Raw genomic sequence first — 21,019 nt, 5'->3', positions numbered from 1 at the left:
GATACTGGAGGCGTGACTACTGGACCCACGAGCGAGGGACTGGACCCCGCCATCGCCGACCGCCTCAAGCGCAACCCCGACGGGCTGGTGCCCGCGGTGGCGCAGCAGCATGACACCGGCGAGGTGCTGATGCTCGGCTACATGGACGACGAGGCCCTGGCGCGCACGCTCGCGACGGGCCGGGCGACCTACTGGTCCCGCAGCCGGCAGGAGTACTGGGTCAAGGGGGAGACCTCCGGCCACCGACAGTACGTCAAGGAGGTCCGCCTGGACTGCGACGGCGACACGATCCTGCTCAAGGTCGACCAGGAGGGCCCCGCCTGCCACACCGGCGACCACACCTGCTTCGACGCCGGCCTGATCTCATGAAGGCCACCTTCGGCCCCACCGTCATCGCCGGACTCGCCGGCGCGGCCCTGGCGGCGTGGGCCGGCTCCAACGAATGGGTGAAGGTGACCGCCCCGGCTCAGATGCCGGCCGACCTGAACGACTCGCCGGCCACCACCGGCCTGGCCCTGGTCGCCCTCGCGGCCTGGGGGGTGGTCCTGGTCACCCGAGGTCTCGTACGCCGCCTGGTGGCTGCCCTCGCCGGCCTGGCCGGGATCGGGGTGATCGTCACCTTCTTCGGCCATGCCGGGATCGACGCGCTCGGCCGGGCGATCGACTCCGAGGTGGTCTGGGGCGAGACCGAGCACACCACCACCCCCTGGCCCTACCTCGCGCTCCTCGGCGCGGTCCTGACCGTCCTGGCCGCCGTCGCAGCGGTGCGCCTGGCCCCGAAGTGGCCTGAGATGGGCCGCAAGTACGACGCCCCAGCCGCAGCGTCGCCGGAGCGGAAGCCATTGGAGGAGCAGTCCACGATCGACGTCTGGAAGTCGTTGGACGAGGGTCGGGACCCGACAACGGGCGATCAGTGAATACACTGCAGCCAAGCCCATCTGGATCGCTTCGGGCTTCGCAACAGCCAGAGAACTCGTAGAGGAGTCATTGCATGTCCGCCAGCCACGGCAACACCCCGGCAGCCTGGATCGCAGTCGCGGTCGGCCTCCTCGGCTTCCTCATCGGCAGCGTCGCGATGATGCTCGACCCGATCAGCTGGTTCGTCTTCTGGGTCGGCGTCGCCGTCACCGTCGCGGGCGGCCTGCTCTTCATCGTGCTCTCCAAGCTCGGCTTCAACGTCGAGTCACACTGAGCCTGTGGAACAGCGAGGCCCCCGGCGGATCCGCCGGGGGCCTCGCTGATTTCAAAGAGCCGAGCTCACATGGACCGAGCTCAGTACGTGGTGGTGCTGCCGCTGAAGTCGAGAGCACCGGACAGGTTCAGGATGAGCCCGATGACGAACAGAACGATGGCGACGATGCCGAGGATGAAGCCGGCGGTGGCCATGCCACGCCCGCCCTGCGCGCCGCCGGAGGCGTCGATCTCGTTCTGGGCCATCTTGCCGAGGATGATCGCCGGGATACCGGTGAAGATTCCGCAGCAGATGCAGCCGAGGATGCCGAGGACAAGTGCCCAGATCGCCTTCTTGTTGTTGCCCGCAGGCTGACCGGGCTGCCCGGGTGCCGGCGAACCGTACGGGGGCGGCGGCGGAGGAGTTCCGTAGCTCATGTGTGTCTGACCTCCAAAGTCAGGCGAGTTGGGTAGAGATGGAAGAAACTTAACGTTTCCCGCCCGCACTGTGGCGCCAAATCGGGCGTGTCACGGTTCGGGTGAGAGGCTTTGCACGTGGGTCATACCCGGAAACGAGAGGTTTAAACATGTCGGTGCTCGAAAAGATCATCGACGGCGTACGTCTGGACCTGGCGCAGCGCCAGGCGACGGTGTCCGAGGCGGATCTGCGGGCCCGGCTGGCCGACGTCGACGCGCCCCGCGACCCGATGCCGCACTTCCGTGCGGCGGGCAGCAGCGTGATCGCCGAGGTGAAGCGGAAGAGCCCCTCCAAGGGTGCCCTGGCCGACATCCCGGACCCGGCCGAGCTGGCCCGGAAGTACGCCGCCGGCGGTGCCGCCGCGATCTCGGTGCTCACCGAGGAACGCCGCTTCGGCGGGTCCCTCGCCGACCTGCGCGCGGTCCGCGCCGCCGTCGACACCCCGATCCTGCGCAAGGACTTCATCGTCGAGCCCTACCAGCTGCTGGAGGCCCGGGCAGCCGGCGCCGACCTCGCGCTGCTGATCGTGGCCGCGCTGGACGACGACACGCTGCGCAGCCTCTACGACCAGGCGCGTGAGCTCGGGCTGACTGTGCTGGTCGAGACCCACGACGAGGCCGAGGTCGCCCGGGCGGTCGACCTCGGCGCCGAGCTGATCGGCGTCAACGCCCGCAACCTGAAGACCCTGGAGATCGACCAGGACGTCTTCGGACGGCTCGCGCCGCTCATCCCCGAGGACCGGGTGAAGGTCGCCGAGTCGGGCATCTTCACCGCCACCGACGTCAAGCGCCACGTCTCCGAAGGGGCCCGCGCGGTCCTGGTCGGCGAGGCGCTGGTCAAGCATGGCGACCCGCAAGGCACGGTCGTCGAGTTCACCGGAATCCAAGGCTAGGACCAGCCATGACAACTCACATCCACGAAACGACGAGCTACGACGCCGACGAGTTCGGCTGGTTCGGTGGCGAGGCCGAGGGATTCGGCGGCCGCTTCATGCCCGAGGCGCTGATGAAGGCGCTCATCGAGCTCGATGAGGCGTGGCAGGACGCCAAGGCTGACCCCGCGTTCGTGAAAGAGTTCGACGACATCCTGCGCGACTACGCCAACCTGCCGAGCCCGCTCTACCACGCGACCCGGCTCTCCGAGCAGCTCGGCGTACGCGTCCTCCTCAAGCGCGAGGACCTCAACCACACCGGCGCCCACAAGATCCGCAACGTGCTCGGCCAGGCGCTGCTGACCAAGCGGATGGGCAAGACCCGGGTCATCGCCGAGACCGGCGCCGGCCAGCACGGCGTGGCCTCCGCGACCGCGGCCGCCTACTTCGGTCTCGACTGCACCGTCTACATGGGCAAGGTCGACACCGACCGCCAGGCGCTCAACGTTGCCCGGATGCGGCTGCTCGGCGCCGAGGTCGTCCCGGTGCCCTCCGGCAGCGGCACCCTCAAGGACGCGATCAACGAGGCGCTGCGCGACTGGGTCGCCAGCGTCGACCACACCGCCTACCTGTTCGGCACCGCCGCCGGGCCCCACCCGTTCCCGACCCTGGTCCGGGACATCGTGCGCGGCATCGGCGACGAGGCCCGGGCCCAGTCGCTCGAGCAGTTCGGCGGCCTCCCGAACGCGGTCGTCGCCGCGGTCGGCGGCGGCTCCAACGCGATCGGCATCTTCACCGCTTTCCTGGACGACGAGGACGTCGAGATCCACGGCTTCGAGGCCGGGGGAGACGGGTTCGAGACCGGCCGCCATGCCGCCACCATCCAGGCCAACGACCCGGGCGTGCTCCACGGTGCCCGCACCTACGTGCTCCAGGACGAGGACGGCCAGACCATCGAGTCCCACTCGATCTCCGCCGGTCTCGACTACCCCGGGGTCGGGCCGCAGCACGCCTGGCTCGCAAAGTCCGGACGGGCGAGCTACACGAGCATCACCGACAAGGAGGCGATGGACGCCTTCGCGCTGCTGTCGCGCTCGGAGGGCATCATCCCGGCGATCGAGTCGGCCCACGCGATCGCCGGCGCCATCAAGATCGCGCCGCAGATCAAGGAGCGTCACGGCGAGGGCGCCACGATCCTGATCAACCTGTCCGGTCGCGGCGACAAGGACATGGGCACGGCCATCGAATACTTCGGGCTCGGCGACGAAGGAGCCGGGGCCCGAAGCGACAAGCACAGCGGGTTGGGAGAAGCAAAGTGAGTACGTCGGTAGCGTTCGCGAAGGCGAAGGCCGAGAACCGCGCCGCCCTGGTCGGCTATCTTCCGGCGGGCTTCCCAACGGTCGAGGGCTCGATCGAGGCGCTGACGACGATGGTCGAGGCCGGCTGCGACATCATCGAGATCGGGCTGCCCTACTCCGACCCGGTCATGGACGGCCCCACCATCCAGGACGCGGTGCAGCAGGCGCTCGACGGCGGCGTACGTGTCGACGACGTGTTCCGCGTCGTCGAGGCCGTGGCCGCGACCGGGGTGCCGACCCTGGTGATGACCAGCTGGAACCCGATCGAGCGCCGTGGCGTGGACCGCTTCGCCCAGCAGCTGCACGACGCCGGCGGCGCGGGCCTGATCACGCCCGACATCACCCCCGACTTCGCGCCGGAGTGGATCGAGGCCGCCGACGCCCGTGACCTCGACAAGGTCTTCCTGGTCGCGCCGAGCAGCACCGACGAGCGGATCGCGATGACCACGGCCCAGTGCCGAGGCTTCGTCTACGCCACCGCGGTCATGGGCGTCACCGGCGCCCGCGCCAAGACCTCCGACCTGGCCGCCCCGCTGGTCGCCCGCACCAAGAAACTCAACCGATCCGGGGCCGACCTGCCCGTCGGCGTCGGTCTCGGGGTCAGCAACGGTGCCCAGGCGGCCGAGATGGCTGCGTACGCCGACGGGGTCATCGTCGGCTCCGCCTTCGTGCGTACGCTGCTGGACAACCGCTCCGACGAGCAGGCGGCGCTCAAGGCGCTGGCGAGCCTGACCGAGGACCTGGCTGCGGGAGTCCGCGCGCGTTGAGGTTCCTCGCTCTTCCTGTACTGCTTGTCCTCATCGGCGTGCTCAGCGGCTGCGGCGCCGCCGGGACCGGCCAGGCGCCGGCCTCGGCGATGACCGGGCAGGAGCACACGCCCTACCGGCTCTCCGACACCGCGCTGACCGACACCGAGGGTGAGCCGTTCTCGCTGGCCACCGATGTCGACAAGCCGCTGACGCTGGTCTTCTACGGCTACACCAGCTGCCCTGACGAGTGCCCGCTGGTGATGTCGAGCCTGACCGCGGCACTGACTCGCCTCGACGACGCGGACCGGGACAAGGTCGAGGTCGTGTTCGTCACCACCGACCCCGCGCGCGACTCCGAGGAGGTCCTGCGCAAGTACCTGGACCGCTACGACGAGGACTTCATCGGCCTCACCGGTGACCTGAAGGACATCGTCACCCTGGCCGAGTCGATGCGGCTCTACATAGGGGAGGCCGACCGGCTACCCAGTGGGGGCTACGATCTCGGGGTCCACGACACCCACGTCTCGGCCGTCTCCCAGGGACAGGCCAGCGTGGTGTGGTCGATGAACACCTCTCCCAAGCAGTTCGCCGACGACATCCACCGCCTTCTCACTCAGAAGTAGCCAAGAAGGGCCCCGCATGATCCTCCCGATGTCCATCCCCAGCCCGGCCGAAGGCGTGCTCTGGCTCGGGCCGGTCCCGTTGCGCGGCTACGCCTTCGCGATCATCCTCGGCATCATCGTCGCCGTCTGGGTCTCCGAGCGGCGCTGGCAGGCCCGCGGCGGCCGGGCCGGCGACATCCAGGACATCGCGCTGTGGGCGGTTCCGTTCGGTCTGGTCGGCGGCCGGATCTACCACGTCATGACCGACTGGCAGCTCTACTTCGGCGACGGGGCCAACCCGATCGAGGCGCTCTACATCTGGCGCGGCGGGCTCGGTGTGTGGGGCGCGATCGCGCTCGGCGCCATGGGCGCGATCATCGGCGCGAAGCAGAAGGGCATCAAGATCATCCCGCTGCTGGACACGATCGCCCCGACCTGCCTGCTCGCGATGGGCATCGGCCGCTGGGGCAACTGGTTCAACCAGGAGCTCTTCGGCAGGCCCACCGACCTGCCCTGGGGCCTGGAGATCGACCCGTCGCGCTACCCCGACGGACCCAGCCAGTTCCCGGTCGGCACCACGTTCCACCCGACGTTCCTCTACGAGTTCTGCTGGGACATCCTCGCCTTCTTCGTGATCGTCTACCTGCAGAAGAAGCTGCGTCTGGGAGGCGGCCGCGTGGTCGCCCTCTACGTGATGGCCTACTGCCTCGGCCGAGGCATGATCGAGACCCTGCGCATCGACAACGTGCAGCTGGTCAACGTGCTCGGCCTGCGCTGGAGCGAGTGGATGTCGATCATCCTGTTCGTGCTCGCGGCAGCGTGGTGGGCGTACGCCACCTTCACCGGCCGGGGTACTCTCGAGGAGGAGGTCTACAGCGATCCTGCCAAGGCCCCGGCGAACGACGTCGACGACGACGCCGAGAACGAACCCGCGAGCGACACTGACGGCAATGCAGCCGACAACGGGACCGACGACGAGGAATCCTCGACAAAGGCCTGATCAGACGCAGATATTAGGCGCAACGTAGCGCCTCGCGGGAGGGTGTCCGCCGATGGACCCTCGTTCGCAACCTACGCGTGACACAGTGGTAACCTAGCCGCACTCGCGCGGGCCAACGCTGTCCCCTGCAGATTGCCAGTTTCATCCCCGCAAGGGCGCGCGCACCTGTCGCAGACATCCCCCGCTCCGGACTCGACTCGAAGCAGAGTCAGAGAACCGGGGCTATTGGGCTGCGTCGGTCGGTGCGTGCCTGAGCCCGGACAGACGGGAGATCCCGGTGCCGTACGAGCACTCGTATCCATCCCCCCAGGGCCTCTACGACCCTCGGTTCGAGAAGGACGCCTGCGGCGTCGCCATGGTTGCGACGCTGACCGGCGTGGCCAGCCACGACATCGTGAAGCAGGGCATCCGTGCCCTGGTGAATCTCGATCACCGCGGCGCCGCCGGCGCCGAGACCAACTCTGGCGACGGCGCCGGGATCCTGCTGCAGGTCCCCGACGCCTTCCTTCGTGAGGTCGTCGACTTCGACCTCCCGGCCGAGCGTGCCTACGCCGTCGGCACCGCCTTCATCCCCGGTGACGCCGACCAGGTCGAGCGCACCGTGAAGATGGTCGAGGAGATCGCGACCGAGGAGGGCCTCGAGGTCCTCGGGTGGCGTGACGTACCGGTCAACCCCGACTCCCTCGGTGCCACCGCCAAGGCGGTCATGCCGACCTTCCGCCAGCTCTTCGTGGCCGGCGCCAAGCAGCGCGTCACGGGCCTGGCCCTGGAGCGGCTCTCCTTCTGCCTGCGCAAGCGCGCGGAGAAGGAGACCGACGTCTACTTCCCGTCGCTGTCGAGCCGCACCATCGTCTACAAGGGCATGCTCACCACGCCGCAGCTGGCCGAGGTGTTCCCCGACCTGGTCGACGAGCGGGTCGCCTCCGCGATCGCCGTCGTCCACAGCCGGTTCTCGACCAACACCTTCCCGAGCTGGCCGCTGAGCCACCCGTTCCGGTTCATCGCCCACAACGGCGAGATCAACACCGTCATGGGCAACCGCAACTGGATGAAGGCGCGCGAGTCGCTGCTCGAGTCCGAGCTGATCCCCGGCGACCTCGAGCGGCTCTTCCCGATCTGCACCGAGGGCGCCTCCGACTCGGCCTCCTTCGACGAGGTCCTCGAGCTGCTCCACCTGGCCGGCCGCAGCCTGCCGCACGCCATGCTGATGATGATCCCGGAGGCGTGGGAGAAGCACGAGGAGATGGACCCCGCCCGCAAGGCGTTCTACGAGTTCCACTCCTCGCTGATGGAGCCCTGGGACGGTCCGGCATCGGTGGTCTTCACCGACGGCACCCAGATCGGTGCGGTCCTGGACCGCAACGGCCTGCGTCCCTCCCGCTACTGGGTCACCGAGGACGGCCTGGTCGTGCTCGGCTCCGAGGCCGGTGTGCTCGACGACATCGACCCGGCCACCGTGGTCCGCAAGGGTCGCGTCCAGCCGGGCAAGATGTTCCTCGTCGACACCGCGGAGCACCGCATCATCGAGGACGACGAGATCAAGTCCGAGCTCGCCGCCGAGCACCCCTACGACGAGTGGCTCCACGCCGGTCTCGTACGCCTCGACGACATCCCCGAGCGCGAGCACATCGTCCACACCCACGCGAGCGTGACCCGCCGCCAGCAGGTCTTCGGCTACACCGAGGAGGAGCTCCGGATCCTGCTCGCGCCGATGGCCAACACCGGCGCCGAGCCGATCGGCTCGATGGGCACCGACAGCCCGATCGCGGCGCTGAGCGACAAGCCCCGGATGCTGTTCGACTACTTCGCACAGCTCTTCGCGCAGGTCACCAACCCGCCGCTGGACGCGATCCGCGAGGAGCTCGTCACCAGCCTCAACGGCACCATCGGCGCCGAGTCCAACCTGCTCAACCCGGGTCCGGCCTCGTGTCGTCAGATCGTGCTGCCGTTCCCGGTCATCTCCAACGACGACCTGGCCAAGATCCGTCACATCAACCGTGACGGCGACATGCCGGGCTTCCAGGTCCACATCGTCCGCGGCCTCTACGAGGTCGACGGCGGGGCCGAGGCCCTGCAGGCGCGCCTGGACGAGATCTCCGCCGAGGTCTCCCAGGCGATCGAGGACGGCGCTCGCATCATCGTCCTCTCCGACCGCCACTCCACCCAGGAGATGGCGCCGATCCCGTCGCTGCTCCTGACCGGCGCGGTCCACCACCACCTGGTCCGCGAGCGCACCCGCTCGCAGGTCGGCCTGCTGATCGAGGCCGGAGACGTACGCGAGGTCCACCACGTCGCCCTGCTGATCGGCTACGGCGCCGCCGCGGTCAACCCCTACCTCGCGGTCGAGTCCGTCGAGGACCTCGCCTACGAGGGCTACTACGTGAAGGCCGACGCCGAGAAGGCGATGGCCAACACGATCAAGGCGCTCGGCAAGGGTGTCCTCAAGGTGATGTCGAAGATCGGCGTCTCCACCGTCGCCTCCTACACCGGCGCGCAGATCTTCGAGGCCGTCGGCCTGTCGAAGGAGGTCGTGGAGCGCTACTTCACCGGCACCACCTCCAAGCTCGGCGGCATCGGCCTCGACGTGATCGCCGAGGAGGTCGCGAAGCGGCACGCCACCGCCTACCCGCGCGACGGCGTCGCCAACGCCCACCGCGCGCTGCCCATCGGCGGCGAGTACCAGTGGCGCCGCGAGGGCGAGCCGCACCTGTTCGACCCGGAGACCGTCTTCCGGCTCCAGCACGCCACCCGCAGCGGCCGCTACGACGTCTTCAAGCAGTACACCGACCGCGTCAACGAGCAGTCCGAGCGACTGATGACGCTGCGTGGGCTCTTCAAGCTCAAGAGCGCCGAGGAGCTCGGTCGCCAGAAGATCTCGATCGACGAGGTCGAGTCCGTCGAGGCGATCGTCAAGCGCTTCTCGACGGGCGCGATGTCGTACGGCTCGATCTCCAAGGAGGCTCACGAGACGCTCGCCGTCGCGATGAACATCCTCGGCGGCAAGTCCAACACCGGTGAGGGCGGCGAGGACCCGGATCGTCTCTACGACCCCAAGCGCCGCTCGTCGATCAAGCAGGTCGCCTCGGGACGCTTCGGCGTCACCAGCGAATACCTGACCAACGCCGACGACATCCAGATCAAGATGGCCCAGGGTGCCAAGCCCGGTGAGGGCGGCCAGCTGCCCGGCCACAAGGTCTACCCGTGGGTGGCCAAGACGCGTCACTCGACGCCGGGCGTGGGCCTCATCTCCCCGCCGCCGCACCACGACATCTACTCCATCGAGGACCTGGCTCAGCTGATCCACGACCTCAAGAACGCCAACCCGAGCGCTCGCGTCCACGTGAAGCTCGTGGCCGAGGTCGGCGTCGGCACCGTCGCCGCGGGAGTCTCCAAGGCCCACGCCGACGTGGTCCTGATCTCCGGTCACGACGGCGGCACCGGTGCCTCCCCGCTGACCTCGCTCAAGCACGCCGGCGGTCCCTGGGAGCTCGGCCTCGCCGAGGCGCAGCAGACACTGCTCCTCAACGGGCTGCGCGACCGGATCGTGGTGCAGACCGACGGTCAGCTCAAGACCGGCCGCGACGTCGTCATCGCCGCGCTGCTCGGTGCCGAGGAGTTCGGCTTCGCCACCGCGCCGCTGGTCGTCTCCGGCTGCGTGATGATGCGGGTCTGCCACCTCGACACCTGCCCGGTCGGCGTCGCCACCCAGAACCCGGTCCTGCGCGAGCGGTTCACCGGCAAGGCGGAGTACGTCGTCAACTTCATGCGCTACATCGCCGAGGAGGTCCGTGAGCTCCTCGCCGAGCTCGGCTTCCGGAGCATCGACGAGGCCGTCGGCCACGCCGAGGCGCTCGACGCCCGCGACGCGATCGACCACTGGAAGGCCTCCGGGCTCGACCTGTCGCCGATCTTCACCCGCGTGGAGTCGCCCCAGCAGTTCTCCGACCAAGCCCTCTACAACACCAAGGGCCAGGACCACGGTCTGGAGAAGTCGCTCGACGTCAACGAGCTGCTGCCGCTCGCGGCCCCGGCGCTCGAGCGCGGCGAGCCCGTACGCGCCCAGCTGCCGATCCGCAACGTCAACCGCACCGTCGGCACGATCCTCGGTCACGAGATCACCAAGCGCTACCGCGGCGCGGGGCTGCCCGAGGGCACGATCGACATCACCTTCACCGGGTCGGCGGGCCAGTCCTTCGGCGCGTTCATCCCGAGCGGCCTGACGCTGCGCCTGGAGGGTGACGCCAACGACTACGTCGGCAAGGGCCTCTCCGGCGGCCGGGTGGTCATCCGTCCGGAGCGTACCGCCGGGTTCCGCGCCGAGGAGCACATCATCGCCGGCAACACGCTGGCCTACGGCGCCACCAGCGGGCGGATCCACATCCGCGGAGGCGTGGGGGAGCGGGCCGCGGTCCGCAACTCGGGTGCCAGCATCGTCACCGAGGGCGTCGGCGACCACGGCTGCGAATACATGACCGGTGGTCGTGTCGTCGTGCTCGGCCCGACCGGGCGCAACTTCGCAGCCGGCATGTCCGGCGGGGTCGCCTGGGTCCTCGACTTCGAGGAGCAGCGCCTCAACAGCGAGCTGGACGATGCCACCCCGGTGGATGAGAAGTACGCCGCCGAGCTCGAGCAGCTGGTCCGCGACCACCTCGAGGAGACCGGCTCGGCCGTCGCCGAGGCGCTCCTGGCCGACTGGCCGAACTCTCTGACCCGCTTCACGCAGGTCATGCCCAGTGACTACAAGCGCGTGCTCGAAGCCCAGGAGGAGGCCCTCGAGGAGGGTCTCGACGAGGACGAGGCAGCGCAGCGGATTATGGAGGTCCTCCATGGCTGACCCGAAGGGTTTTCTGAAGAACGGTCGCGAGGTCGCGACCCGTCGTCCGGTCGAGGAGCGGGTCAAGGACTGGCACGAGGTCTACCCGGGCAAGATCGGCAAGACTCTGCTGCCGATCATCAACACCCAGGCCTCGCGCTGCATGGACTGTGGCATCCCGTTCTGCCACCAGGGCTGCCCGCTCGGCAACATCATCCCCGAGTGGAACGACCTGGTCTGGCGCAACGACTGGGAGGGCGCCTCGGAGCGTCTGCACGCGACCAACAACTTCCCCGAGTTCACCGGTCGTCTCTGCCCGGCTCCGTGCGAGGCCGCCTGCGTGCTGGGCATCAACCAGCCTGCGGTGACCATCAAGAACATCGAGGTCGCGATCATCGACAAGGCCTGGGACGCGGGCCACGTCAAGCCGCAGCCGCCCGAGTGGCTCTCCGGCAAGGCGGTCGCCGTCATCGGCTCCGGCCCCGCGGGCCTGGCCGCTGCCCAGCAGCTCACCCGCTCGGGCCACACCGTGGCCGTCTACGAGCGGGCCGACAAGATCGGCGGGCTGCTGCGCTACGGCATCCCCGAGTTCAAGATGGAGAAGTCGCAGGTCGACCAGCGCCTGGCGCAGATGCGCCGCGAGGGCACGGTCTTCCGTCCGGGTGTCGACGTCGGCACCGACATCACCGGTGCGCAGCTCCGGGACCGCTACGACGCCATCGTGCTGGCCAACGGCTCGACCGTCGGTCGCGACCTGCCGGTCCCCGGGCGTGAGCTCGACGGGATCCACCAGGCGATGGAGTACCTGCCGCAGTCCAACCGGGCCTCGCTCGGTGAGGCGGTCCCCGACCAGATCCTGGCCGAGGGCAAGCACGTGGTCATCATCGGTGGCGGTGACACCGGCGCCGACTGCCTCGGCACCGCGATCCGCCAGGGCGCGGAGTCGATCACCCAGCTGGAGATCATGCCGCGTCCGCCGGAGGAGCGCCCCGAGGGCCAGCCGTGGCCGACCTACCCGATGACCTACCGGGTCGCCTCCGCGCACGAGGAGGGTGGCGAGCGGGTCTACGCCGTGTCCACCAAGGAGTTCCTCGGCACCGAGGACGGCCGCGTACGCGCTCTGAAGCTCGTCGAGGTCGAGTTCATCGACGGCAAGCTGACCGAGAAGGAGGGGACCGAGAAGGAGATCCCCGCCGACCTGGTGCTGCTGGCCATGGGCTTCACCGGCCCGGAGAAGGACGGCCTCCTCACCCAGCTGGGTGTGGAGTACGACGCTCGCGGCAACGTCGCCCGCGACGACTCCTTCGCCACCTCCGTCCCCGGCGTGTACGTCGCCGGCGACGCGGGTCGCGGACAGTCGCTGATCGTGTGGGCGATCGCCGAGGGCCGTGCCGCCGCGGCCGCCGTCGACACCTTCCTCACCGGCTCGACCANCGGACGGCCCAAGTTGACCACTTCTCAAGCGCGGATCGTCAGAAGGTGTGCTCGGGGCCAGGGAAGGTCGAGCCCTTGACGTCGGAGATGTAGGCCTCGGCGCCCTCGGACAGGACCGACTTCACATCGGCGTACTGCTTCACGAAGCGGGCCATCTTGCCGCTGCGCATGCCGAAGGCGTCCTGCCAGACCAGCACCTGGCCGTCGCAGTCGGGGCCGGCGCCGATGCCGATCGTGGGGATGTCGAGCTCCTTGGAGATCTGCGCGGCGACCTCACCGGGAACCATCTCCATGACGACGGCGAACGCTCCGGCCTCCTGGACGGCCTTGGCGTCGTCGATGATCCGGTCGGAGGTGTCTCCGCGTCCCTGGACACGGTAGCCGCCGAGCACGTGCTCGGACTGCGGGGTGAAGCCGATGTGGGCGATGACCGGGATGCCGCCCTCGACCAGCTTCTTGATCACCGGAGCCATCTCGGCGCCGCCCTCGAGCTTCACGCAGTGGGCGCCCGCCTCCTTCATGAACCTCACCGCGGTCAGGTAGCCCTGCTCGGGCGAGGCCTGGTAGGAGCCGAAGGGCAGGTCGCCGACGACCATCGCCCGCTTCACGCTGCGCGAGACCGCGCGAGTCAGCGGCAGCAGCTCGTCCACGGTCACCGGAAGCGAGGTCTCGTTGCCGAGGACGTTGTTGGAGGCGGAGTCACCGACGAGCAGCAGGTCGACCCCGGCCTCGTCGAAGATCTGGGCGGTGTACATGTCGTAGGAGGTCAGCATCGTGATCTTGTCGCCACGCTGCTTCATCTCGCGAAGATGATGCGTGCGCACCTTGCGTACGGGCTTGGCCGGCGTGTTCCCGGCAGCTCCGGTCCCGTAAGGGGCGGTCTCCTCAGCAGAGGGGTTCGTGCTCATCATCGAGCCTTTCTGGTGTCATCTCGCAGCTCCCTGATGGAGTCCACGGACTGTTCCCAGCGTATGTCGAGAAGATGTCGTACGCGCTGTGGTGGTAGTCACAGCCGATCGAACGGAGCCGCGTAGGCGAACGCCCCGCGGACGGAGGGGTCGTACGCCGCCAACGGCCGTGCCTGGAAGTAGTCGCCCCAGGCGGGCTCGGGTGCTTCGATGCCGAGGGTCGAGGCAGGGACGAAGCCGAAGCGGCCGTAGTAGGCCGGGGAGCCGAGGAGAACGACGACCGGTTCGCCCATCGCGTCGGCGGCACCGAGGATGGCGTGCATCAGAGCCGAGCCGACGCCGTCGCGCTGGCGGTCGGGGGAGACGCTGACCGGACCGAGGCCGAGTGCGGGGCGGCCGGCGAGCGTCCCACGGGTGGCCACGGCGTGGCCGACGATCTCGCCGTCGGCCTCGGCGACCAGCGAGAGCTCCGGGATCCAGCCCGGATCCGCGCGCAGCCACCCCACCAGCGTCGCCTCGCCGGGCGCTCCGTCGGGCTCGATCGGCGGGGCGGAGTGCTCCACACCTGAGAAGGCAGCGGCGGTGACCGCACGGATGTCGGCCACGTCCTTGGGACGTTCACGTCGGATCAGCACGGTCCGACGCTAAACCGAACGACAGCCCCGGCGCTCCTGGTTATCGTCGCGTCCATGCGGGTGCGAGAGGCGACGGAGCAGGACCTCGACGCGGTGATCCATGTCGGCGTGACGACCTGGCGGGCGACGTACCCGCCGATCACCGGTGAGGCGTACGTCGAGGAGGGCATCACCAAGTGGTGGGCCCCGGACGTCGTACTCCCCGGGATCAGGGCCGGCACCGTCCTCGTCGCCGAGGTCGACGACCAGGTCGTCGCGATGGCCTCTTACTCGGTCTTCGAGGATCACCTGATGCTCTGGAAGCTGTACGTCCTGCCCGACTCCCAGGGCTCCGGCGCCGGCAGCGCGCTGCTGAGCGAGGTGATCGCCCGCGCCGGCGACCTGCCCGTACGCCTCACCCACCTCGTCGGCAACGACCGCGCCCACGCCGTCTACGAGCGGCTCGGTTTCGTCGAGTCCGACACGGTTCCCAGCCCCATCGATGACGGCCCGGAAGAGGTCGTGATGGAGCGCCCGGCAGGCAGGCTGACCCACTTTCGAAGGTTATCCGCGAAAGTCGTTCAGAAGTGGTTGAAAGTCGGCGGCGGCCGACACTAGCATCCAGCGTGACGCGCATCACATCTCATTCGGCGTCCTGACGTTCGGAGTCTCGATGTCCCACTTCCTCCCCTCACGCCGCACTCGGACCCGGCTCGCCGTCGGGTCGGCCGTCCTCGGGATCACCGCTCTGTGCATGGGTGGTCCGGCCGGAGCCGCCTCCGCGACTCCCGCTGAGACGCCCTCGACGACCGCAACCTGCCCGGCGCCCGATGCCCGCTCGAGCGTGGTCTTCCTCGATCTCGACAGCGGCGTCGCCAACAGCACCCTGCGTTCCGGCTGCACCATCAACGACGTCATCGACGACGAGCGGACGTGGCCGACCCACGGCGCCTTCGTGACGCACGTCCGCGGCGTCACCGCCGATCTGGTCGCCACCGGTGAGGTCACGCGGGCCGAGGCCGGCCGGCTGCAGTCCGCCGCCGCCCGCTCGCAGGTGGGGAAGGTAGAGGGTTACGACTGGCTCTTCGACGGCTCGGCCGACTCCTTCGACGACTGGGCGTACGCCGGCGACGGTGGGTTCGACCTGGTGCCGGACGGCACCATCCGCAGCCGCGCCGGCGCGGGTGGTGGGTTCGGAACCCTGTGGTACCCGGCGCAGGAGTACGGCGACTTCTCGTTGCGACTGCAGTTCCGTGACGACGCGCCCGGTGCGGCTCGTGGAAACAGCGGCGTCCAGGTGCGCTTCCCCGAGCTGTGGGGCCCTGTCGAGGGGTGCCCGACCACGTTCAACGGCAGCGAGACCGGCAACCTCTCCTGGATCGCGGTCAACTGTGGCCACGAGATCCAGGTCAACGACTCGCCGGAGGGCGGCGGCAACGACCCCCGCAAGACCGGGTCGGTCTACGGCTTCGCCGACCTCACCCTGGCCCAGGCGCGACCGACCCCGAAGGGCACCTGGAACGACCTCGAGATCCGCGTCGTCGGGCAGCACTACACCGTGATCCGCAACGGCGTCGTCATCAACGAGTTCGAGAACCTGCCCGGCCTGCCGTTCCCCGGTCGTCCGAACGACCCCGATTCCAGCAGCCGAGGGCTGACCGGTCACGTCGGGGTCCAGGCGCACGGCAGCACTCCGGACGTGGTCTCCTACCGGAACATCCGCATCCGCGACCTGTCCTGAGGCCGTACGCGGTCGGCGGCGGGCATCGGGTGGCCGGGTAGCCGGTCGCGCCTAGACTCCGGGGTGTGGACTTCTACTCCGCCTACTCCCATGGCTTCGCGCGGGTCGCGGCGTGCACCATCCCGATCTCCGTCGCCGACCCGGCAGCCAACGCCCGCGAGGTGATCGCGCAGGCCCGCGAGTGCTCCGACGAGGGCGTCGCCGTGGCGGTCTTCCCGGAGCTGTGTCTCTCGGGCTACTCGATCGACGACCTCGTCCTGCAGCGGACCCTCCTCGACGCCGTGCACGCCGCGATCAGCGCGATCGTGGTGGCCTCCGAGGAGCTGCTGTCGGTGATCGTCGTGGGCGCCCCGCTGCGCCACGGCGACCGGGTGCTCAACACCGCGGTCGTGATCCACGGCGGCGAGGTGCTCGGCGTGGTGCCCAAGACCTACCTGCCGACCTACCGCGAGTTCTACGAGAAGCGGTGGTACGGCACCGGCGACGGCGCCGACGGCACGATCATGCTCGGCGGCGAGGAGGTGCCGCTCAGCAACGAGCTGCTCTTCCGCTGCACCGACGTCAAGGATCTCGTCTTCCACGTCGAGGTCTGCGAGGACATGTGGGTCCCGGTGCCGCCGAGCGCCAAGGCGGCGCTGGCCGGCGCGACCGTCCTGCTCAACCTCTCCGCCAGCCCGATCACGGTCGGTCGCTCCGACGCTCGCCGACTCCTGGTGCAGTCGGCGAGCGCGCGGTGCGTGGCGGCGTACGTCTACACCGCCGCCGGCCAGGGCGAGTCGACGACCGACCTGTCCTGGGACGGGCAGACGATGGCGTACGAGCTCGGCGAGCTGCTCGGGGAGACCGAGCGGTTCCCGGACGGGCCGCGGCGCACCGTGGTCGACGTCGACCTGGAGCGGATCCGCGCCGAGCGGATCCGGCAGGGCACCTTCGACGACAACCGTCGCGCCGAGGGGGCCTTCCACTCCGAGATCGAGTTCGAGCTCGCGCCGCCGCTGACCGGTGACGGTCTGAGGCGCAAGGTCGACCGGTTCCCGTTCGTCCCCGACGACCCGGAGAAGCTCGCGCTGGAGTGCTACGAGGCCTACAACATCCAGGTCTCCGGGCTCGAGAAGCGGCTCCAGTCGATCGGCCCGGACACGAAGATCGTCATCGGCGTCTCCGGCGGGCTCGACTCCACGCACGCGCTGATCGTGGCCGCCAAGGCGATGGAGCGGCTCGGCCGCCCGGCGAGCGACATCCTGGCTTTCACGATGCCCGGCTTCGCGACCTCGGACGACACCAAGTCCAACGCGATCAAGCTGATGGAGGCGCTCGGGACGACCTACGAGACGCTCGACATCCGCCCCACCGCCACCCAGATGCTCAAGGAGATCGGGCACCCCGCCGGCGACGGCGAGCCGGTCTACGACGTCACCTTCGAGAACGTCCAGGCGGGGCTGCGTACGGACTTCCTCTTCCGCATCGCCAACCAGCGCGGCGGCATCGTCCTAGGCACCGGCGACCTCTCCGAGCTCGCGCTCGGCTGGGCGACCTACGGCGTCGGCGACCAGATGTCGCACTACAACGTCAACGCCGGCGTGCCGAAGACCTTGATCCAGCACCTGATCCGCTGGGTGATCACCACCGAGCAGTTCGACGGCACCGCCGACGAGGTCCTCCAGGAGATCCTCGATCAGGAGATCTCGCCCGAGCTGGTGCCGGGGGAGGAGCTGCAGTCGACGGAGCAGAAGATCGGGCCGTACGCCCTGCAGGACTTCACCCTCTTCCACACCGTGCGCAACGGCTTCACCCCCTCGAAGATCGCCTTCCTGGCGTGGAACGCCTGGCACGACGTCGAGGCCGGGGAGTGGCCCCCGGGGTTCCCGGAGGAGAAGCGGACGGCGTACGAGATGAAGGAGATCCGCGCCTGGCTCGAGGTCTTCGTGAAGCGCTTCTTCGCCAACCAGTTCAAGCGCTCGGCGCTGCCCAACGGTCCCAAGGTCTCCAACGGCGGCACCATGTCGCCCCGCGGTGACTGGCGGATGCCCTCGGACGCCTCGCCGGCGGCGTGGCTCGCCGAGATCGAAGCCCGGGTTCCCGTGGAGTAGGGATTGCGATGGACGGGTCGCACGGTGGAACCCGGCGAGCTCACCGGACCGGGGGTGGCCGTGATGCCCACAGCCTCAGGCTGAAGGAAATAGCTTCACACGAGTCAGATGAAGCAAATACCTTCATCTTGCTAGGATGAAGGTATGATCTTCACATGGCTTCTGTGGCGACCGTGATCGGCGACCTCGTGGGCTCGCGCACCAAGGATGACCGCGCGAAGGTCCACGCGGCGTTCGCCGAGGCCGTCGAGGAGATCAACGAGACGTGGCAGCCTGTCACTCCGCTGCGGATCACGGTCGGCGACGAGTACCAAGGAGCCTTCGAGACCGTCGGCGCCGCGATCCAGGCCACGTTCCGGCTGCGGATCGCGCTCGACCCCGTGGTCGGCGTACGTCACGGCATCAGCTGGGGCGCCACCCGGGTGCTCAGCGACGACCCCCGGGTCGAAGACGGGCCGGGGTGGTGGTCGGCGCGGGCGGCGATCGAGGCGGCGGAGAATGCCGAGAACAAGGCGGCCTCCCGCAGCGTACGGACCTGGTATCAGCCGGCGGAGGACGCGGGCGGGCCGGACCCGGCCGCGGTCAACGCTGCTCTGGTCTCGCGCGACGAGCTCTTTTCTCGCCTGGACCGGTCCTCGGTGTCGGTGCTTTCTGGCATGCTCTCCGCCATGCCTCAGAAGGCCATCGCCGCCGAGCTCGACATCACCCCCTCCGCGGTCTCCCAGCGCGTCCGCCGCGACGGCATCGCCGTGATCGTCCGCGCCGACGAGCTTCTGGGGGAGGTCAGATGAGTTGGATAGCGTTGCTGCTGATCGGGGTCGGCACGGTCGACTTCGCCCACTCGATCATCGATCCGTTCAAGCGGATCCGCTGGGTCCCCGAGGCGATCGGGGCAGCCGCGGTGATCGCTTTCGGCCTGCTCTCGGCCCTCTTCGGAGGTGACCTGGCGGCCGTGATCGTGATCGCCGGGATCACCGTGCTGTGGGGATTCCTGGCCCATCCTCCCCAGGGCGCGGACAAGAACCCCCACCCGGGGATCCCGCTGGCTCTGCTCGGCGGAGCGATTTTCGTCGGGATCCTGCTGGCCCCGGTGGCCGGCGAGGTCGGTGGACCGGTCGCCGCGTGGGCGGAGCAGGCGCCGTGGGTCTGGGTCGAGGCGGCGCGCCCGGAGGCTGTGCTGCTCGTCTTCGGTGGCCTGCTGGTCCAGGTCTCGACCGGCAACGTCGTGGTGCAGCTCGTCCTCGACGTCGCCAAGGTGGCCAACCCGCTCGACGGGGTCGACGGCAACAATCTCAAGGGCGGCCGGCTCCTGGGTCCGCTCGAGCGGCTGACGATCTTCGGGCTCGGTCTCACCGGCAACCTCGCCGCCGCCGGCCTGGTGGTCGCGGCCAAGGGCCTGATCCGCTGGCCGGAGCTGCAGTCGTTCCGCGGTGAGCACGAGGGGCCGAGCATCAACGACGTGACCGAATACTTCCTGGTCGGCAGCTTCGTCTCCTGGATGACCTCGCTGGTGACCCTCGCTCTGGTCATCACCTAGATTGCGGTGTCATGACTGTGGGTAAGGCTCTTGGGCTCCTGGTGGCCGCCGTGCTTCTCATAGCCGGGGGAGCGCTGGCGCTGACCGGCATGGGCTACCTCGGCGGAGGCGGCACGAGCACCGCCTGGTCGGTTATCGGGGCGGCCCTGGCGGGGTTCGGGGTGGCGCTGGTGATCTCGATCTTCAAGGGTCCCGGCCGCTGACGGTGGCGCGGAGATCCCGCCTGTAACGTCGGACCGTTAGTGTTCACGCATGGGCAAGCAACAGGACTTCGTGCTCCGGGCACTCGAAGAGCGGGACGTACGTTTCGTGCGGCTGTGGTTCACCGACGTGCTCGGCTATCTGAAGTCGGTCGCGGTGGCGCCGGCCGAGCTCGAGAGCGCTTTTGCGGAGGGCATCGGCTTCGACGGCAGCGCGATCGAGGGGTTCGCGCGGGTGACCGAGGCCGACATGCTGGCCCTGCCGGATCCGAGCACGTTCCAGATCCTGCCGTGGCGTGCGGACGGCCCGTCCACGGGCCGGATGTTCTGCGACATCGTGATGCCCGACGGCTCGCCGTCCTACGCCGACCCTCGCTACGTGCTCAAGCGCACCCTGTCCAACGCCGCGGAGAAGGGCTTCACCTTCTACACGCACCCCGAGATCGAGTTCTACCTCTTCAAGGACAACCCGCGGGACGGCAGCGAGCCGACCCCGGTCGACTCCAGCGGCTACTTCGACCACACCGCCCAGTCGATGGGCGCCGACTTCCGGCGTGAGGCGATCACGATGCTGGAGGCGATGGGGATCTCGGTGGAATACAGCCACCACGAGGGCGGGCCTGGCCAGAACGAGATCGACCTGCGCTACGCCGACGCGCTGAGCACGGCCGACAACATCATGACCTTCCGCACGGTCATCCGTGAGGTGGCGCTGAGCCAGGGCATCTGGGCGAGCTTCATGCCCAAGCCGTTCACCGATCACCCGGGGTCGGGCATGCACACCCACCTGAGCCTGTTCGAGGGTGACGCCAACGCGTTCTACGAGCCGGGCGCCGAATATCAGCTCTCCAAGACCGGCCGCAGCTTCATCGGCGGCGTGCTCCGCCACGCCGGTGAGATCACCGCGGTGACCAACCAGTGGGTCAACTCCTACAAGCGCCTGATCGGCGGGGGAGAGGCACCGGCTCACGTCGCCTGGGGCCACAACAACCGTTCGGCGCTGGTCCGGGTGCCGATGTACAAGCCGCTCAAGGGCCAGTCGACCCGCATCGAGGTCCGGAGCCTCGACGCCGCCTGCAACCCCTACCTGGCCTTCGCCGTGATCCTGGCGGCGGGCATGAAGGGCATCGAGGAGGGCTACGAGCTGCCGCGTGAGGCCGAGGACGACGTGTGGGCGCTGACCGAGCGCGAGCGCAAGAGCCTCGGCATCGACCCGCTGCCGGAGAACCTCGACGAGGCGATCGGGATGGCCGAGGACTCCGAGCTCCTCGCCGAGACCCTCGGCGAGCACGTCTTCGACTTCTTCCTGCGCAACAAGCGGGCCGAGTGGGCCGCCTACCGCGAGCAGGTGACCGCCTACGAGCGCTCCCGGATGCTGCCGGTCATCTGAGTCCGCAAACTGGTTGTCAAGGAAACTCAAGCCCGATTCCACACTTCCGATCCGGTGCTGCCAC

Annotated in this window: 20 protein-coding genes; 17 read left to right on the top strand and 3 right to left on the bottom strand. The window is 69.0% G+C overall.

Annotated features, from left to right (window positions below; genetic code table 11):
* Positions 1-12: 12 nt before the first annotated feature.
* From hisI to ACFX43_RS24240, 3 genes are all read left to right on the top strand, one after another.
* The gene (gene hisI, locus ACFX43_RS24250; protein ID WP_355021876.1) at positions 13-369 is read left to right on the top strand and encodes a phosphoribosyl-AMP cyclohydrolase; all 357 of its coding nucleotides are present in this window, start codon (positions 13-15) and stop codon (positions 367-369) included.
* Positions 366-917 carry a Trp biosynthesis-associated membrane protein gene (locus ACFX43_RS24245; protein WP_378836590.1) on the top strand — a complete coding sequence of 184 codons (552 nt, stop codon included), beginning with the start codon at positions 366-368 and terminating at the stop codon, positions 915-917. Before hisI ends, ACFX43_RS24245 begins: the two co-directional genes overlap by 4 nt.
* A gap of 74 nt (positions 918-991) precedes the next feature.
* Entirely contained in the window at positions 992-1,192 is a 201-nt protein-coding gene (locus ACFX43_RS24240; protein WP_378836587.1) for an HGxxPAAW family protein, read from the top strand.
* 80 nt (positions 1,193-1,272) lie between these two features.
* On the opposite strand, the gene ACFX43_RS24235 is transcribed toward ACFX43_RS24240, so the two are convergent.
* Positions 1,273-1,608, bottom strand: a complete 336-nt coding sequence (locus ACFX43_RS24235; RefSeq protein WP_355232061.1) for a DUF4190 domain-containing protein — start codon at positions 1,606-1,608, stop codon at positions 1,273-1,275.
* 149 nt (positions 1,609-1,757) lie between these two features.
* Here ACFX43_RS24235 and trpC point away from each other — a divergent pair, with 149 nt between their 5' ends.
* From trpC to ACFX43_RS24200, 7 genes are all read left to right on the top strand, one after another.
* The gene (gene trpC / locus ACFX43_RS24230; RefSeq protein WP_378836583.1) at positions 1,758-2,540 is read left to right on the top strand and encodes an indole-3-glycerol phosphate synthase TrpC; all 783 of its coding nucleotides are present in this window, start codon (positions 1,758-1,760) and stop codon (positions 2,538-2,540) included.
* A gap of 8 nt (positions 2,541-2,548) precedes the next feature.
* Positions 2,549-3,838 (top strand): tryptophan synthase subunit beta, encoded by a 1,290-nt coding sequence (gene trpB / locus ACFX43_RS24225; RefSeq protein WP_378836581.1) that lies wholly within the window; start codon positions 2,549-2,551, stop codon positions 3,836-3,838.
* Positions 3,835-4,644, top strand: coding sequence for a tryptophan synthase subunit alpha (gene trpA, locus ACFX43_RS24220; RefSeq protein WP_378836577.1), 810 nt, complete (start codon positions 3,835-3,837; stop codon positions 4,642-4,644). The genes trpB and trpA overlap by 4 nt, the downstream gene beginning before the upstream one ends.
* Positions 4,641-5,249, top strand: coding sequence for an SCO family protein (locus tag ACFX43_RS24215; RefSeq protein ID WP_378836575.1), 609 nt, complete (start codon positions 4,641-4,643; stop codon positions 5,247-5,249). The genes trpA and ACFX43_RS24215 overlap by 4 nt, the downstream gene beginning before the upstream one ends.
* Positions 5,250-5,277: 28 nt before the next feature.
* Complete coding sequence (gene lgt, locus ACFX43_RS24210; RefSeq protein WP_378836570.1) at positions 5,278-6,228, top strand: prolipoprotein diacylglyceryl transferase; 951 nt, start codon at positions 5,278-5,280, stop codon at positions 6,226-6,228.
* 277 nt (positions 6,229-6,505) lie between these two features.
* On the top strand, positions 6,506-11,062 hold the full coding sequence (gene gltB, locus ACFX43_RS24205) for a glutamate synthase large subunit (protein ID WP_378836565.1): 4,557 nt from the start codon (positions 6,506-6,508) through the stop codon (positions 11,060-11,062).
* Positions 11,055-12,554: a glutamate synthase subunit beta gene (locus ACFX43_RS24200; protein ID WP_378836562.1), complete on the top strand. Its 1,500-nt coding sequence runs from the start codon at positions 11,055-11,057 to the stop codon at positions 12,552-12,554. Before gltB ends, ACFX43_RS24200 begins: the two co-directional genes overlap by 8 nt.
* On the opposite strand, the gene panB is transcribed toward ACFX43_RS24200, so the two are convergent.
* Both panB and ACFX43_RS24190 read right to left on the bottom strand, forming a co-directional pair.
* Positions 12,514-13,386 (bottom strand): 3-methyl-2-oxobutanoate hydroxymethyltransferase, encoded by an 873-nt coding sequence (gene panB / locus ACFX43_RS24195; protein WP_378836559.1) that lies wholly within the window; start codon positions 13,384-13,386, stop codon positions 12,514-12,516. The two genes, ACFX43_RS24200 and panB, sit on opposite strands and share 41 nt — an antisense overlap.
* Positions 13,387-13,481: 95 nt before the next feature.
* Complete coding sequence (locus ACFX43_RS24190; RefSeq protein ID WP_378836554.1) at positions 13,482-14,018, bottom strand: GNAT family N-acetyltransferase; 537 nt, start codon at positions 14,016-14,018, stop codon at positions 13,482-13,484.
* Positions 14,019-14,072: 54 nt separating this feature from the next.
* On the opposite strand from ACFX43_RS24190, the gene ACFX43_RS24185 reads away from it, so the two are divergent.
* The 7 genes from ACFX43_RS24185 (at position 14,073) to glnA (ending at position 20,955) form a co-directional block, all read left to right on the top strand.
* On the top strand, positions 14,073-14,615 hold the full coding sequence (locus tag ACFX43_RS24185) for a GNAT family N-acetyltransferase (RefSeq protein WP_378836548.1): 543 nt from the start codon (positions 14,073-14,075) through the stop codon (positions 14,613-14,615).
* Positions 14,616-14,670: 55 nt separating this feature from the next.
* Positions 14,671-15,738 carry a DUF1080 domain-containing protein gene (locus ACFX43_RS24180; RefSeq protein ID WP_378836545.1) on the top strand — a complete coding sequence of 356 codons (1,068 nt, stop codon included), beginning with the start codon at positions 14,671-14,673 and terminating at the stop codon, positions 15,736-15,738.
* A 65-nt stretch (positions 15,739-15,803) separates the two neighbouring features.
* Positions 15,804-17,828 carry an NAD(+) synthase gene (locus ACFX43_RS24175; RefSeq protein WP_378836542.1) on the top strand — a complete coding sequence of 675 codons (2,025 nt, stop codon included), beginning with the start codon at positions 15,804-15,806 and terminating at the stop codon, positions 17,826-17,828.
* Between the two features lie 155 nt (positions 17,829-17,983).
* Positions 17,984-18,619 (top strand): SatD family protein, encoded by a 636-nt coding sequence (locus ACFX43_RS24170; protein ID WP_378836538.1) that lies wholly within the window; start codon positions 17,984-17,986, stop codon positions 18,617-18,619.
* On the top strand, positions 18,616-19,365 hold the full coding sequence (locus ACFX43_RS24165) for a hypothetical protein (RefSeq protein ID WP_378836533.1): 750 nt from the start codon (positions 18,616-18,618) through the stop codon (positions 19,363-19,365). The genes ACFX43_RS24170 and ACFX43_RS24165 overlap by 4 nt, the downstream gene beginning before the upstream one ends.
* 11 nt (positions 19,366-19,376) lie before the next feature.
* A complete protein-coding gene (locus ACFX43_RS24160; RefSeq protein ID WP_378836531.1) occupies positions 19,377-19,568 on the top strand; it encodes a hypothetical protein in 192 nt (63 codons plus the stop codon).
* 49 nt (positions 19,569-19,617) lie between these two features.
* Positions 19,618-20,955 carry a type I glutamate--ammonia ligase gene (gene glnA / locus ACFX43_RS24155; protein WP_378836528.1) on the top strand — a complete coding sequence of 446 codons (1,338 nt, stop codon included), beginning with the start codon at positions 19,618-19,620 and terminating at the stop codon, positions 20,953-20,955.
* Positions 20,956-21,019: the final 64 nt, after the last annotated feature.

It is taken from the genome of Nocardioides sp. YIM B13467 (assembly GCF_042788075.1).
Taxonomy (GTDB): domain Bacteria; phylum Actinomycetota; class Actinomycetes; order Propionibacteriales; family Nocardioidaceae; genus Nocardioides.
This window is presented reverse-complemented; position numbering and strand designations above follow the sequence as displayed.